The sequence below is a fragment of the uncultured Brevundimonas sp. genome (assembly GCF_937863155.1).
Lineage (GTDB): Bacteria > Pseudomonadota > Alphaproteobacteria > Caulobacterales > Caulobacteraceae > Brevundimonas.
The window spans coordinates 24,293-37,706 of the sequence record NZ_CALMFB010000016.1 but is presented as its reverse complement, the minus strand read 5'-3'; the positions used below and the strand labels follow the sequence as shown (position 1 = coordinate 37,706).

Genomic DNA, 13,414 nt, shown 5'->3' with positions numbered 1-13,414 from the left:
GGGGGTGTCGTTGGCCATGGAAAGTCTCAGCGTCTCAAGGATGATCCGTTCGCGTGTCGATCTCGATCCCGGCGTGCGCGGGGGCGGGCCCTGCGGCGCTACGCCGGGCGGCTAATCGAAATCGGGCGAACGACGCGGACGGTCATGGTTCCGGCGGTCTAGCAGAGGCCGGGGGGGCGGCGCCAGCGCGGATCGTCAGGAACCGCAGGCTTGGCGGCGCGCCGGGCGCGGTTCAGCCTGCGGATCGAACCGGAGACCCCCGTCATGCGCCTGCCCTTCGTCGCCGTCGTCTGCTGTTTGGGCCTGATGGCCTGTGAGCGTGCGGCCGAGGCCCCGCCGCCCAAGGCCGCCACCCTGATCGCCCAGACCGAATCCCAGGCCGCAGTGCAGGTCGTCGCCCCTCCGTCCGCCACCGAGGGCGCCGAAGCCTTCGTGCGCGCCCTTTACGCCAGCTATGCCGACGGCGACGACGCTCGGCCCTGGTCCGGCGAACAGGTCTGGTCCCCGCGCATGCACGCCTTGATCCGCCGCGACGCCGAACTGGCGACCGAAGACCTGCCCTATCTGGACGCCGACCCCATCTGCAACTGCCAGGACTGGGAACGGCTGTCGGTGCGCGCCGTCACCCTGGCGACCGCGCACGACGGTGCGGTCGTGGCCACGGTGCGGTTCGTCAACGCCGGGGAGGACAAGACCTCGGTCCTGAAGCTGGAGCGCGGGCGGTTGGGTTGGCGCGTCGATGACGTGCTGAACCCGGGCTATCCGTCGCTGGCGGAAAACATCGCCGCCTCGAACGCCCGGATCGAGGCGGGCGGCAAGGCGCTGGATCGCGACTGAGGCGCTTGCCCGCGCCGGGCTTCGCGTCGATAGTTTCGACAGCAAGTGGAGGACGCCATGCGCCGTTTCGCCCTGATCGCTGCTGTCGCCGCCGGCCTGAGCGTCGGCGCCTGTTCCGATCCCGATGCGGGCGAACCGGCCGATGCGCCGGCCGCCGCCGCCCTGCCGCCGGGCCGCCCCGCCGTCTATCAGGCCGCGACCGAGGGGCCGGAGCCGTTCGTCCGCGCCCTCTATGCGATGTATGAGGCGAATGCGGCGGGCGAGGCGCCGCCGCCGGGCCGCGACCCCCTGTATGGCCGTACCTTCAACGCTGCCGTGGGGGGCGATTTCCGCCAGAACCAGGGCCAGGTTCCGTTCCTGAACCACGATCCGGTCTGCGGCTGCCAGGACGGCCAGGTGCGCCTGACCTCGGTCACCGTCACGCCCACCGAACGGTTCAAGGCCGACGCCCAGGTCGCCTTCACGGTGGATGGTCAGGCCCGGACCCAGACCCTGAAGCTGGAGCAGGAAGGCCAGAGCTGGAAGATCGCCGATGTGATCCCGGCGGGCGAGACCTCGCTGCTGGACCGGATCATCGCGACGCTGGACTGATCGCCAGCACGGCCCGCGCCGCCTCGGCGTCGGCGGCGATCTGGGCCTTCAGCGCCTCCAGACCGTCAAAGGTCGCCTCGGGCCGCAGCCAGGCGATCAACTGCGTCTCCAGGGTCTGGCCGTACAGGTCGCCGTCGAAGTCGAACAGCCAGACCTCCAGCATCGGGTCTAGCGTACGCCACATCGGCCGCACCCCCAAGCTGGCCACCCCGTCGATGACGCGGCCGTCCGGCAACCGGCTGCGGGTCGCATAGACGCCGAAGGCGGGCCGCATGTATCCGCCCAGCGGCACATTGGCGGTGGGCGTGCCCAGGGTCCGCCCGCGCTTGTCGCCGTGGACGACTTCGCCGGCGATGGCGAAGGGACGGCCCAGGATGGCGGCGGCGCGGGCCATGTCCCCGGCCTTCAGCGCCTCGCGCACCGCGCTGGACGACAGCTTCAGTCCGTCCGGGTCATCGATCCTCTGGGTCGTGGAGACGGTGAAGCCCATCTCGGCGCCATAGGCCCCAAGCGCCTGGGGCGAGCCGGTGCGTCCCTTGCCGAAGGTGAAGTCGAACCCGACCGCCGCATGGTGTATGCCCAGGCCGTCGGCCAGAACCCGCTGGGCGAACTCCCGGTCGCTCATGCCCGCCATCTCGGCGTCGAACGGCAGCAGATACAGGCGCTGGACCCCCAGGTCGCCCAGGGCCGCCGCCATCTGGTCCGGCGTCATCAGGCCGAAGGGCGCGGCGTCCGGCTGAAAGAAACGGCGCGGATGCGGCTCGAAACTGACGACGCCCAGGGGCGCGCCCAGATCATCGGCCGCGCGGGCGGCGTCGGCGATCACCGCCTGATGGCCCCGATGCACTCCGTCGAAAGCGCCCACGGCCACGGCCGCGCCTTTCAGATCGGGCGCCAGATCGCGCCAGCCGCGGATGATGCGCGCGGACAAGTCAGTCCTTCGCCGGGCGCCGCCGACGCGGCACACGGACCAGGGCCTCGCCGTCCATCACCACGTCTTCGCCCACCAGACCCTGGGCCTTCAGCACCACGCGGGCGCTTTCGGGATCGACCTCGGCCACCGTCACGCGCGCGATCAGGGTGTCGCCGATCCGCACCGGTTTCTGGAAGGTCAGCGTCTGGCTCAGGAAGATGGCGCCGGCGCCGGGCAGCATCGTGCCCACCACCGCCGATCCGACCGAGGCCGACAGCAGGCCGTGCGCGATCCGCCCGCGATAGGCGGTCTTGGCGGCATAGGCCTCGTCCATATGAACGGGATTGAAGTCGTCGGACGCCTCGGCGAACTGGACGATGCGGGCCTCGGTGATCTCGACGCGCTTCTCGGCGGTCATGCCGACGAACAGTTCATCCAGGATATAGCCGCCGGACGGATGGGCTTGGACCAGATTGCTCATGGGCGGGTGTTAGCGCCGTGCGCGCCGCTTGACCACACTCACCACGCCAGTTCCAGCGCGGCGTAGCGGGCGTAGGTGGTCTCGGCCTTCAGCAGATCGGCCGCGCGGGCGGGGTCCAGGGCGCCGTCCGGCCCCCGCGCCTGGTCGCCGTGGATGCCTTGCGCGATGAACAGACAGTCCAGTCCCTGGCGGTTGGCCCCCATGACGTCGGTGATGACGCCGTCGCCGATGCACAGGATGCGCGACCGGTCGATCGGCCCGCCGCGCAGGTCTTCGGCCGCCTTGATGGCCAGGTCATAGATCGGGTCGTGCGGCTTGCCCGCCATCACCACCCGGCCGCCCAGGCTTTCGTACATGTCCGCCAGCGCGCCCCCGCAATAGATCAGCCGGTCGCCGCGTTGCACCACCCGGTCGGGGTTGGCGCAGATCATCTCCAGCCCCCGCTCCACCGCCGGGATGAAGCGTTCGCGGTAATCCTCGGGCGTTTCGGTCTCGTCGTCTTCCGGTCCGGTGACCGAGACGAAGGCGGCGTCCTGGGCGCCGGTCGCCGGGGTCACGCCGGTGCCGGCGTTCAGGGCCTCGTCGCGGCCCGGGCCGATGATCCAGGCCGGGCCGGGCGCGCGCCGGGCCAGTTCGGCGCGGGTGGCGTCGCCCGAGGTGACCACCCCCTGCCACGCCGTGCGCGGCACGCCCAGGGCGTCGATCTGGGGGATCATCCCATGGGCCGGGCGCGGCGAGTTGGAGATCAGCACCACCGTGCCGCCCGCCGCATTGAAGCGGCTCAACGCCTCGCACGGCGCGGCCCAGCTTTCGCGCCCGTTGTGGATCACGCCCCACACGTCGCACAGCAGCACGTCATAGTCGCCGGCCACGGCCGACAGATGGGGCAGGGGATGGGGTTGGGTCATGCCCGCCGACCTAGCCTCTGGAGCCGGCGGGCGAAACCCCCGGGATCAGTTCGCCTTGGGCGCCAGGTCTTCCTGAACGATGCTCAGATCGACCATTTCGGCGTTGTAGCCATAGCCCAGCTCGATCCACACCCGGCTGTCGGCGGTGCGGATCAGATACTGGCGGAAACGATAGGGCCAGGGGTCGTAGAGGTCCTGGACGAACCGGGGATTGTCGGCGCGGATCTTGGCGCCGACGGCGTCGGGCAGGGCGCCGTCATAGACCTGAACTCCGCCAAGAGTTTTGATCTGGTCTTCCAGGCGGCGCAGCAGCAGGGTCTCGTTCCACGGCGCGCCTTTGGCGGCATAGACGCGGATGTGCCGATACCGCCCCTCGACGGCGGTCAGGGCGCCGCCCGGAAAGACGTATTTGATCTCCAGCGCCTGATCCGTGGCGTTCGGACCGGCGAAGCCCTCGGGCAGGTGCAGGAAGGGGAAGGCGCCCAGGTCGCGGGTGCTGACCGGCACGGCCTGCATGTCGAACGGCGCCGCCTGGGGCGTTTCGGCGGTCGCGGCAGGGGCCTCGGCCGGGGCGGGCGGCGCATCGCCCTTGGCCTGGCTGCAGGCGCCCAGCGCCATCACCACCGCAAATCCCACCAGACGTTTCATGATGCACGCTCCCATACTGATGGGGCGTCTCTAGCGGGCCAGGATTGCCGATTGACGACAGTTCAGCCGAAACGGCGACGCTGTTCGGCGCTGCGCAGGGTCGAACGCAGGAATTCCGGCGGCGGATCGGTTTCGGCCAGCACCTGCTCCTTGATGGCGCGCGGTTCGCCGAACAGGTGACCCTGGCCGGCGGCGATGTCCAGTTCCAGGATATCGACCACCTGACGCTCGCTCTCGACCTTTTCGGCGATCAGTTCGATGCCGTAGCGGCGCGTCAGGCCGGCGAAGTCGGCGGCCTGGATGTCGGGCATGGAGCGCAGGGGCGCCGCGCCGTCCAGATCCAGCAGCTGTTCGATCAGCAGGTCGGCCGCCACCTTCATGAATTTCACGTCCGACCGTTGCAGGTCGGCGAAATCCAGGTCCAGGGTCTGGACCTTGTCGATCGAGAAGCGGAAGCCCAGGTCGGCTAGCTTGGCCATGTTGCGGGCCTCGACGGCGCCGCGCGCCTCGAACACCGCCTGGCCCAGTTCGAAGATCAGGGCCTGGTTCAGGTCGCGGTTCTGGCTCAGGAACTCCAGGAACTGCGGGAAGAAGGTTTCGTCCCCCAGGCTGGTCAGGGCGATGTTGCAGAAGACCCCCACCTTGCGGTCCTGGCGCGCCAGCCGCCGCACGATCTGGGCGCAGCGGAACAGCAGCAGGTTGTCGATCACCGGCGCCAGACCCTCGCCCTCGGCCACCGACAGATACTCGGCCGGCATCATGACCCGGTCGGTTTCGTCGCGCAGACGGGTGAAGCTTTCGTAGAAGATGGTCCTCCGCTGGGGCAGGGACACCACCGGCTGCAGATACAGATCGACGCGGTTTTCGCTCAGCGCCTCATGCACGGTCTGCAACAGGGCGTTGGTCTGTTGCTGGCGGCGGGCCTCGACCGGATCGGACACGGCCACAGGTCCGGCGCGGAAACGGTCTTCCAGCGTCTCGTTCATCTGCTGGACCAGGCCCTCCAGCATGCGCACCTCGCCCGACAGTTCCTCGGTGCGGTTCAGGGCGCCGCTTTCGATCGCCTGGGCCAGACCCGACAGGGCGCCCTGGGTTTCCTCCAGGGCGTCGGCCAGCAGGCGATGCGCCTCGCGCACCTGGTCGATTTCCTTTTTCAGCGCGCGGCGGTCCGACATCTGGGCGATCAGCCCATGCACCGCGCCGAACAAGGCCAGGGTTCCGATGGTCCCAGCCGCGCCCGCTCCGGCGCCGAACCCCGCGCGCCAGATGAAGACCCCGACCGTCATGGCCAGGAACAGATAGGCGAACGCCAGAAACGCCGTGGTGATGCTGCGCATGGGGATGGGTCTACGCCTTCCCGGGTGGAATCGGTCAAGTATCGGGGTATCAGGGACGCACCGCTAGTGTGCGTCTGACGAATCGCCAGGAAATCCCCATGCAATTGTTCGATCTGACCGGAAAGGTCGCCGTCATCACCGGATCCTCGCGCGGGATCGGCCTGGCCGTGGCCGAACGCATGGCCGAACACGGCGCCCGCGTGGTCATTTCCTCGCGCAAGGCCGGCCCGTGCGACGAAGCCGCCGCCGCCATCAACGCCAAACACGGCGAAGGCCGGGCCATCGCCATTCCGGCCAACATCGCCTCGAAAGAAGATCTGCAGCGTCTGGTCGATGAAACCATGGCCGCCTGGGGCCGCATCGACATCGTGGTCTGCAACGCCGCGACCAACCCCTATGCCGGGCCGATGGCGGGCATTTCGGACGAGCAGTTCGACAAGATCCTTCAGAACAACGTCGTCTCGAACCACTGGCTGATCCAGATGGCCGCGCCCCAGATGCTGGAGCGCAAGGACGGCGCCATCGTCATCATTTCGTCCATCGGCGGCCTGCGCGGCAACAGCCTGATCGGCGCCTACAACATCTCCAAGGCGGCGGACATGCAGTTGGCGCGCAACCTGGCGGTGGAATGGGGGCCGTCGAACGTGCGGGTCAACTGCATCGCGCCCGGCCTGATCCAGACCGACTTCGCCAAATATCTGTGGGAGAACCCGGACCTGCTGAAGCAGGTGACCGATCCCGCGCCGCTGAAGCGCATGGGCCAGCCGGACGAGATCGCCGGGGCGGCGGTCTATCTGGCGTCTCCGGCCGCCTCCTACATGACGGGCCAGACCCTGGTGGTCGACGGCGGCATCACCATTGCCTGGTGACCGGCCCGGCCGGATGCAGGATCTGGCCTGGCGGGCCGAGGCGGCGGGTTTCGGCCTGCTGATCGCCGTCTTGCGCGCCCTGGGGGTCGAGCGGGCCTCGGCCTTCGGCGGCTGGCTGTTGCGGACCCTGGGGCCGCGCACCGGCACCCAGCGCACGGTGCTGCGCAACCTGCGCATCGCCTTTCCCGACATGGACCCGGCCCAGCGGCTGCGCCTGGCGGCGGATCAGTGGGAACAGACGGGCCGCACCTTCGCCGAACTGGCCGTGATGGATCGACTGACGCCCGCGTCGGGCCGGATCGAGATCGTCGGCGCCGAACGGTTCGAGGCCATCCGGCAAGACGGAAAACCCGTCGTCTTCGTCTCGGGCCATCTGGCCAATTTCGAGCTGATGGCCGCGGCCATCCTGGCGGCGGGCATCCCGTGCCAGATCACCTATCGCGCCGCCAACAACCCTCATGTCGACGCCATGATCCGCCGAAACCGCGCCCGCTATGGGGTCAAGCTGTTCGCGCCCAAGGGCGGCGACGGCGCGCGCGAACTGCTGGCGGGCATGCAGCGGGGCGAGTCCGTGGCCCTGATGAACGACCAGAAATTCTCGGAAGGCCCGGAAGTGACCTTCTTCGGCCAGCCGGTGAACGCCGCACCGGGGCCCAGCCGCCTGGCGCTGCGGTTCGGCACGGTCCTGCAGCCGCTGTCGGTCACCCGCCTGCCGGGCGTGCGGTTTCGCCTGACGGTGCATGAGCCGATCGTCCTGACGGCCACGGCCGACAAGTCCGCCGACATCGCCCGCGGCGTCCAGGCGGTGACGACCTTTGTCGAGGACCGGGTGCGCGAACATCCGGTCGACTGGTTCTGGGTTCACAAGCGGTGGCCGGACGCCGTCTATGCGGCGCTGGAATCCGAGGCCACGCGGCCCTGATCGGCCGCGCGCCGGAACGGGCCCTTGTAGTTGTCCGAGTTGTGCCGGCGGCGGTCGGGACCGAAATAGGTGTCGGCCTTCACAAACGGGCGGGGCCGCAGGATCACCGCCTGAATGCGTTCCAGCACCGCCTTGGCCGTGATCGGCTTGGCCACGAACTCGGTCACCCCGGCGTCGCGCGCCTCGGTCACCCGGCTCTTTTCCGAATGGCCGGTCATCATGATGATCGGCAGATAGGGGTTGGCGCTGTCCGGGCTGTTGCGGACCAGGCGGGTGAACTCCACCCCGTCCAGCGGGAACATGTTGAAGTCGACCAGCGCCAGGTCGATGGCGTGGTCGCGCATGGCCTCCAGCGCGGCGCCGCCGTCAGAAGCTTCGATGACCTTACGGATGCCGGCGGACTGCAGGATCGCCGAGGCGATGGCCCGCATGTGCTGGTTGTCGTCGATCAGAAGGATTTGAACGGCTTGAAGGGACGACATGAGGGGGAAGCCAGAAGACGGGCGCCGATGGTCTGGCGCAGAGGTTTCAACGATAGGCGGACAATGGTTAGCGTACCATGACCAATCCGTAATCTTAGGATTGATTGTAAACGATTTCCGGCGCCCTGACCCCGACCATCAGGGCCGGATTCAGATTGCGGTCGCGCCATTTCATGCGCCAGCACAGATGCGGTCCGGTGGCGCGGCCGGTCATGCCGATCCGGCCGATGGCCTGACCCCGACGGACGCGCTGGCCGGTCTCAACCTCGATGCGCGACTGGTGCAGATAGGCGGTGATCAGCCCCTGACCGTGGTCGATCAGCGTCAGCCCGCCCTCGAAATGCAGGCCGGCGCGCGCCAGGGCCACCACGCCGTCGGCCGGGGCCTTGATCGGCGTGCCCTGGGGGGCGGCCAGGTCGACGCCATAGTGGGGCCGCGCTGGCGTACCGTTCAGCACCCGCTGCGATCCCCAGGCGCTGGTGATGCGATACCGGTCCAGGGGCCAGTCGAACCCGGCCCGGAAGTCATCGCCGGCGACCCGGCTGGCGAAGCCTTCGGTCTTGACCAGCACCTCCTGCCGAATGCGTTCCAGCAGGGCCGGGTCCGACGGCGCGACCGTCGAAGGCGGCAGGCCGTTGACGACCGTGGACGGGAACCGCCCCGGCGCGATGTCCAGCGTCCGGCGGGCGTTGCGCCCGCCCGATGCCCGCGCCTCGATCTGAACCGAACCGGGCGCATCGCGGTCGAAACCGATGACGAACAGGCCCGCATCGGACGCCGCTGTCAGGGCCTCGCCGTCCACGAACACCAGGGCGCGCGGCCAGGTGCGGCCGAAGGCGAAACCGCCCTGGCGCCATTCGCCGTTCAGGCTCAGGCCCGGCGTAGGTGTCGGTGTCGAAGCCTGCGCGGCGGCCCGCCCAGCGATCATCAGGGCGCCGGTTCCCAGCAGCAGGCGGCGACGGGTGTCGGTCAATCGATCGGTCCCATGCGGCTCAGCGCCTCGATCGGGCCGATATAGGCTTCCTGACGCTCGGGGTTCCAGTAGCGCAGGGTCTCCAGCGGAATGGGGCGCTCCGTCACCGCACAGGTGACATAGCGGCCGGGTTTCAGCACCACGAACTCGCCGTCGCCATAGTGGACGGTGGCCTGGCCGGGGGTGGTCGCATCGGTCATGACCGCACGATAACGGCGCCGCAGCGCGTGCGCCAAGCCTTGCCCGCCTGACGGGAGATGACGGTCAGAACAGGTCGCCCTGGCCCGGCGTCGGCGGGCGGGCCTTGGCCGGTCGTGGACGGGGGGCTGATGATGCGGCCGGTTCGCCCCCACCTTCGCCGTCGATGCGGGCGCCGCGCGCGCCGTCGGGGAAGACCAGGCGCACCGCCTGGCCCGGCGCCAGACCGGCCGCCTGGGTGATCCAGCCGCCGTCCGCATCCTCGACGCGGGCGAAGCCGGGCTTGGGCCTGGCGGGGTCCAGACTGCCCAGGGCGCGGGCCAGGGCGGCCAGGCGTTCCGTCGTTCGGCCTAGATTGTCGGGCCAACGTGCCAGCCGATGGCTGACAGCTTCCAGCCGCGCGGCGCGTTGGTCCAGACGTCGTTTCAGCGGCTCGTCCGACAGCCGGGCGGTGACGCGGGCGAGGGTGTGTCCCTTGGCGTCAGTGTGCGTCTTCAACGCTCGCGGCAGTCGCGCGGCGGATGCGTTCAGACGGTCACGCCGGTTCTCGATCCGCCCGTCCAGAAGCCCCCGGTTCAGGCGCCCTGCGATGGTGATGAAGTCGTGTCGATGGGCGCTGACATTCTCTTGCAGGCTGGATCGCAATCTCCCCCCCGCCATGTCCAGCCGTTGCTGCGCCAGGGCCAGCAGGTCCTCGGGCCGCGCCGGCAGGCCGCGCGCGGCGGCGAGCAGGCGGGTGCGCCGATCCTCGACCAGCCGCCCCCCGGCCCGCGCCAGACGGCCCGACAGGTCGGCCAGGGCGTATTTCAGGTCCGCCAGCACCGGCGTGGCCATTTCGGCCGCCCCTGTCGGCGTCGGCGCCCGTCGGTCGGACACGAAGTCGATCAGGGTGGTGTCCGTCTCGTGCCCCACGGCCGAGATCACGGGAACGGACGCCGCCGCCACCGTGCGCGCCAGGGCCTCGTCATTGAACGCCCACAGGTCTTCGACCGAGCCGCCGCCGCGCGCCACGATCACCACGTCAGGCCGGGGCAGGGGGCCGTGGGCGGGCAGGGCGTCGAACCCGCGCACCGCCGCCGCCACCTGGGCCGCCGCCGCATCGCCCTGGACCACCACGGGCCAGACGATCACCCGGCAGGGCCAGCGTTCGGCGATGCGGTGCAGGATGTCGCGGATCACCGCCCCGGTCGGGCTGGTCACCACGCCGATAACCGCGGGAAAGGCCGGGATCGGGTGCTTGCGCGCGGCCTCGAACAGGCCCTCGTCGCGCAGCTTCGTCTTCAGCCGCTCCAACTGGGCCAATAGGGCGCCGGCACCGGCCGCCTCCATCGTCTCGATCACGATCTGATAGCTGGAACGGGCGGGGTAAGAGGTGATCTTGCCGGTGACGATGACCTCCAGCCCTGTCTCGGGCTGGACGCCCAGGCTGCGGACCGAGCCTTTCCAGATCACGCCGTCGATGGCCGCCTTGTCGTCCTTCAGCGTCAGATAGACATGGCCCGAGGCGTGGCGGTTGACCTTGCTGATCTCGCCGCGCAGCCGGACATGGCCGAACCGCTCCTCCAGGGTGCGTTTCAGCGCGAACGACAGTTCCGAGATCGACAGCGGCGGATTGTTGTCGCGCGCCGGTTCGGCCGGGGCCGCGCCCTCGAAGACATAGGAGTCGTGGCTCATGGCCTCAGACTAAAGGACAAGCGGCCGGACGGGAACGGGGCGGGGCCGCCAACCGTTGCCGCCGCATGGCTGATCCGCGCGAAACCGACCCCACCGACCGGTCCACCCCGCCCGAGCGCGACCTGGCGCGTCGCAGTCAGGGCGGCCCCATGCCGCTGGTGGCCATCGGCGTTCTGGTGATGCTGGCGGGCGCCGCCTATGTGCTCTTCGCTCTGCTTTAGGGCCTGGCCTTAGGCCCGGTCTTAGGATTGGGTTCACCCATTCCATGCCTTGACCGCGCCCCGGCTTGAGGCCATTGCGCGGCCATGAACATCCTTCTGGTCGGATCGGGCGGGCGCGAGCACGCCCTGGCGTGGAAGATCGCGCAGTCGCCGCTGTGCACGCGGCTGGTCTGTGCGCCCGGCAATCCGGGCATGAAGACGCTGGGGGAACTGCGCGACCTGAAGGTGACGGACGCCGAGGGACTGTCGGCCCTGGCGCGCGAGATCAAGGCCGATCTGGTCGTCGTCGGCCCCGAATCGGCGCTGGAGGCGGGGCTGGCGGACCGGCTGGCGGCGGCGGGCGTCCCCTGTTTCGGCCCCACCGCCAAGGCGGCCCAGCTGGAAACCTCCAAGGCCTTCGCCAAGGGCTTTCTGGAACGGCACGACATCCCCACGGCGGGATATGGCGTCTATGAGCGGCTGAAGGACGCCCGCGCGGCCCTGGACGTGTTCAAGCCGCCCTATGTCATCAAGGCCGACGGCCTGGCGGCGGGCAAGGGCGTGGCTATCAGCCCGGACCGCAAGGACGCCGAGGCCGAGATCGAACGCATGCTGGGCGGCCGCTTCGGTTCGGCCGGCGCTCGCGTGGTGATCGAGGAATTCATGGACGGCGAGGAAGGCTCGCTGTTCGCCCTGTGCGACGGCCAGCGGGCGGTTCTGCTGGGCGGCGCCCAGGATCACAAGCGCGCCTTCGATGGCGACCTGGGGCCGAACACGGGGGGCATGGGCGCCTATTCGCCGGCGCCCGTCTTCACCCCCGAACTGGTCGAACAGGCCGATGCCCGCGTGGTCCAGCCGACGGTGCGCGCCATGGCGGCCGAAGGCCTGCCCTATCGCGGCGTGCTGTACGCCGGGCTGATGGCCACGGCGGACGGCCCCAAGGTGGTCGAGTTCAACGCCCGTTTCGGCGACCCGGAATGCCAGGTGCTGATGATGCGGATCGACGGCGACTTCGTGCCCTATCTGCTGGCCTGCGCGCGCGGCGACGTCTCGGGTCTGCCGCCCATCGCCTTCAAGCCCCAGACGGTGATCTGCGTGGTCATGGCGGCCAAGGGCTATCCCGACAGCCCGCTGGAAGGCTCGATCATCCGCGGCGCGGCCCAGGATTTCGGCCCTCATGTTCAGGTGTTCCACGCCGGAACCCGCGAGCGCAAGGACGGCCAGCTGGTCGCCGCGGGCGGGCGGGTGCTCAGCGTCTGCGCCCTGGGCGACGATGTGCAGCAGGCGCGTGAACGCGCCTATGCCGCCATTCGCAAGATCGACTGGCCCGGCGGCTTCCACCGCACCGACATCGGCTGGCGCGCCCTGGAGCGCGAGGCGTCGATCGAAGGCTAAACGCCCAAAACCTTAGCTCCCCGGAACCTTATACCCCCAGGATCCAGCCTTCTTCCTGCTCGACCTGTTCGATCAGGTCCGGCGTCGCGGACTTGGGCGGGGCGAAGGCTTGGGCCAGGGTTCCGTCGTCGTCCATGGCGGCCAGGCGTTCGGCCGTGACGCGGACTTGGGCCTGGTCCTTGAACTCGCCGGCCTCGGGCTTGGCGCCGTAGAGCGACGGCCACACCTCGACCACCAGGGCCGACAGCGGCTCGACGTCGTCGGCGCCCAGTTCGCGCCACCCCGTGCCGAACGGCCAGACGGCGGCCGATGGCCCCATGGTCTCCAGCAGGCGCATCACCGCCGGAATGCCGACCAGGGTCTGGCCGCCGACCGCGCCGGCGCCGTGCATCTGCCAGACGCTCTTCGGCTGCAATTTGCCCTTGCGGGCCGCGTCTTCGGTGGCCCGGAACTCGGGGATGTCGGCGCCGGCGCCCTCGGGCGGCTTGGTGGTGGTCAGCCAGCGCTGGGCCTGGCTGGCGGGCGCGCCCCACAGGGGCCAGGCCTCGTCGGTCATCAGCCGGTTCATCTTGGCCGCGACCTGATAGCGGTTGTTGGTGTTGTCCGGCTTGTCGACGACATTTTTGTCGATGAAGGACCACAGGGCGCGCCACGGCGTCCCGTCCAGCTTCAGCCGCGCGGCCGTGCCCGTCGGATAGCCCAGGTTGAAGTCGAACCCGACCAGCACCCGGTCGCCGCGCTTGCGATGATCGGCCAGGATGGACGCCAGCAGGGCCTCTCCCTCGGCGCGGGTCGCCACATTGTGCGTCTCGGAATACAGGCGGAAGCGCACATCGCGCTTGGCCACGCCGATCCACAAAGAGTTGTCGCCGAGCTTCTTGCCCTCGGCGGCGGTCCAGTCGGCGACGATATAGGCGTCGAAAAGGCGGGCCACGACGGCCTCCTGACAGAAAGCGGAAACAGGGATTCAGCCGGGGCTTCTAGAC

The 13,414-nt window shown here is 69.5% G+C and carries 16 protein-coding genes; 6 read left to right on the top strand and 10 right to left on the bottom strand.

What is annotated here, in order from left to right:
• Window positions 1-210 precede the first annotated feature (210 nt).
• Together Q0581_RS02515 and Q0581_RS02510 are read left to right on the top strand one after the other, a co-directional pair.
• Window positions 211-837 (top strand): DUF3828 domain-containing protein, encoded by a 627-nt coding sequence (locus Q0581_RS02515; RefSeq protein WP_298697279.1) that lies wholly within the window; start codon window positions 211-213, stop codon window positions 835-837.
• A gap of 57 nt (window positions 838-894) precedes the next feature.
• Window positions 895-1,428 carry a DUF3828 domain-containing protein gene (locus tag Q0581_RS02510; RefSeq protein WP_298697278.1) on the top strand — a complete coding sequence of 178 codons (534 nt, stop codon included), beginning with the start codon at window positions 895-897 and terminating at the stop codon, window positions 1,426-1,428.
• Here the strand turns inward: Q0581_RS02510 and Q0581_RS02505 are convergent.
• The 5 genes from Q0581_RS02505 to Q0581_RS02485 all read right to left on the bottom strand — a co-directional run bounded on the left by Q0581_RS02505 (window position 1,409) and on the right by Q0581_RS02485 (window position 5,715).
• Window positions 1,409-2,359 (bottom strand): bifunctional riboflavin kinase/FAD synthetase, encoded by a 951-nt coding sequence (locus Q0581_RS02505; protein WP_298697276.1) that lies wholly within the window; start codon window positions 2,357-2,359, stop codon window positions 1,409-1,411. The two genes, Q0581_RS02510 and Q0581_RS02505, sit on opposite strands and share 20 nt — an antisense overlap.
• Window position 2,360: 1 nt before the next feature.
• Window positions 2,361-2,813 (bottom strand): MaoC family dehydratase, encoded by a 453-nt coding sequence (locus Q0581_RS02500; protein ID WP_298697284.1) that lies wholly within the window; start codon window positions 2,811-2,813, stop codon window positions 2,361-2,363.
• A gap of 47 nt (window positions 2,814-2,860) precedes the next feature.
• Window positions 2,861-3,730 (bottom strand): TIGR01459 family HAD-type hydrolase, encoded by an 870-nt coding sequence (locus tag Q0581_RS02495; RefSeq protein ID WP_298697275.1) that lies wholly within the window; start codon window positions 3,728-3,730, stop codon window positions 2,861-2,863.
• 45 nt (window positions 3,731-3,775) lie between these two features.
• Window positions 3,776-4,378, bottom strand: a complete 603-nt coding sequence (locus Q0581_RS02490; protein ID WP_298697273.1) for a hypothetical protein — start codon at window positions 4,376-4,378, stop codon at window positions 3,776-3,778.
• A gap of 62 nt (window positions 4,379-4,440) precedes the next feature.
• A complete protein-coding gene (locus tag Q0581_RS02485; protein ID WP_298697271.1) occupies window positions 4,441-5,715 on the bottom strand; it encodes an EAL domain-containing protein in 1,275 nt (424 codons plus the stop codon).
• Between the two features lie 98 nt (window positions 5,716-5,813).
• Between Q0581_RS02485 and Q0581_RS02480 the strand changes: the two genes are divergently transcribed.
• Together Q0581_RS02480 and Q0581_RS02475 are read left to right on the top strand one after the other, a co-directional pair.
• On the top strand, window positions 5,814-6,584 hold the full coding sequence (locus tag Q0581_RS02480) for an SDR family NAD(P)-dependent oxidoreductase (RefSeq protein WP_298697269.1): 771 nt from the start codon (window positions 5,814-5,816) through the stop codon (window positions 6,582-6,584).
• 13 nt (window positions 6,585-6,597) lie between these two features.
• Window positions 6,598-7,506 (top strand): lipid A biosynthesis acyltransferase, encoded by a 909-nt coding sequence (locus Q0581_RS02475; protein ID WP_298697267.1) that lies wholly within the window; start codon window positions 6,598-6,600, stop codon window positions 7,504-7,506.
• On the opposite strand, the gene Q0581_RS02470 is transcribed toward Q0581_RS02475, so the two are convergent.
• From Q0581_RS02470 to xseA, 4 genes are all read right to left on the bottom strand, one after another.
• Window positions 7,470-7,988 (bottom strand): response regulator, encoded by a 519-nt coding sequence (locus Q0581_RS02470; protein ID WP_298697265.1) that lies wholly within the window; start codon window positions 7,986-7,988, stop codon window positions 7,470-7,472. The genes Q0581_RS02475 and Q0581_RS02470 overlap by 37 nt on opposite strands.
• A gap of 94 nt (window positions 7,989-8,082) precedes the next feature.
• A complete protein-coding gene (locus Q0581_RS02465) occupies window positions 8,083-8,961 on the bottom strand; it encodes a M23 family metallopeptidase (protein ID WP_298697264.1) in 879 nt (292 codons plus the stop codon).
• A complete protein-coding gene (locus Q0581_RS02460; RefSeq protein ID WP_298697281.1) occupies window positions 8,958-9,161 on the bottom strand; it encodes a DUF2093 domain-containing protein in 204 nt (67 codons plus the stop codon). The genes Q0581_RS02465 and Q0581_RS02460 overlap by 4 nt, the downstream gene beginning before the upstream one ends.
• A 64-nt stretch (window positions 9,162-9,225) precedes the next feature.
• Window positions 9,226-10,833, bottom strand: coding sequence for an exodeoxyribonuclease VII large subunit (xseA, locus tag Q0581_RS02455; protein ID WP_298697262.1), 1,608 nt, complete (start codon window positions 10,831-10,833; stop codon window positions 9,226-9,228).
• A 65-nt stretch (window positions 10,834-10,898) separates the two neighbouring features.
• On the opposite strand from xseA, the gene Q0581_RS02450 reads away from it, so the two are divergent.
• Window positions 10,899-11,054, top strand: coding sequence for a hypothetical protein (locus Q0581_RS02450; RefSeq protein WP_298697261.1), 156 nt, complete (start codon window positions 10,899-10,901; stop codon window positions 11,052-11,054).
• An 84-nt stretch (window positions 11,055-11,138) separates the two neighbouring features.
• On the top strand, window positions 11,139-12,428 hold the full coding sequence (gene purD / locus Q0581_RS02445; RefSeq protein WP_298697260.1) for a phosphoribosylamine--glycine ligase: 1,290 nt from the start codon (window positions 11,139-11,141) through the stop codon (window positions 12,426-12,428).
• 28 nt (window positions 12,429-12,456) lie between these two features.
• Here the strand turns inward: purD and Q0581_RS02440 are convergent, their stop codons facing one another.
• Window positions 12,457-13,362 (bottom strand): cobalamin biosynthesis protein CbiG, encoded by a 906-nt coding sequence (locus tag Q0581_RS02440; protein ID WP_298697259.1) that lies wholly within the window; start codon window positions 13,360-13,362, stop codon window positions 12,457-12,459.
• Window positions 13,363-13,414: the final 52 nt, after the last annotated feature.

Coding starts and splice junctions, on each gene's coding strand:
- xseA (WP_298697262.1), bottom strand. CDS start 10,833: ATGAGCCACGACTCCTATGTCTTCGAGGGCGCGGCCCCGGCCGAACCG.
- Q0581_RS02480 (WP_298697269.1), top strand. CDS start 5,814: ATGCAATTGTTCGATCTGACCGGAAAGGTCGCCGTCATCACCGGATCC.
- Q0581_RS02460 (WP_298697281.1), bottom strand. CDS start 9,161: ATGACCGATGCGACCACCCCCGGCCAGGCCACCGTCCACTATGGCGAC.
- Q0581_RS02475 (WP_298697267.1), top strand. CDS start 6,598: ATGCAGGATCTGGCCTGGCGGGCCGAGGCGGCGGGTTTCGGCCTGCTG.
- Q0581_RS02450 (WP_298697261.1), top strand. CDS start 10,899: ATGGCTGATCCGCGCGAAACCGACCCCACCGACCGGTCCACCCCGCCC.
- purD (WP_298697260.1), top strand. CDS start 11,139: ATGAACATCCTTCTGGTCGGATCGGGCGGGCGCGAGCACGCCCTGGCG.
- Q0581_RS02510 (WP_298697278.1), top strand. CDS start 895: ATGCGCCGTTTCGCCCTGATCGCTGCTGTCGCCGCCGGCCTGAGCGTC.
- Q0581_RS02490 (WP_298697273.1), bottom strand. CDS start 4,378: ATGAAACGTCTGGTGGGATTTGCGGTGGTGATGGCGCTGGGCGCCTGC.
- Q0581_RS02495 (WP_298697275.1), bottom strand. CDS start 3,730: ATGACCCAACCCCATCCCCTGCCCCATCTGTCGGCCGTGGCCGGCGAC.
- Q0581_RS02470 (WP_298697265.1), bottom strand. CDS start 7,988: ATGTCGTCCCTTCAAGCCGTTCAAATCCTTCTGATCGACGACAACCAG.
- Q0581_RS02485 (WP_298697271.1), bottom strand. CDS start 5,715: ATGCGCAGCATCACCACGGCGTTTCTGGCGTTCGCCTATCTGTTCCTG.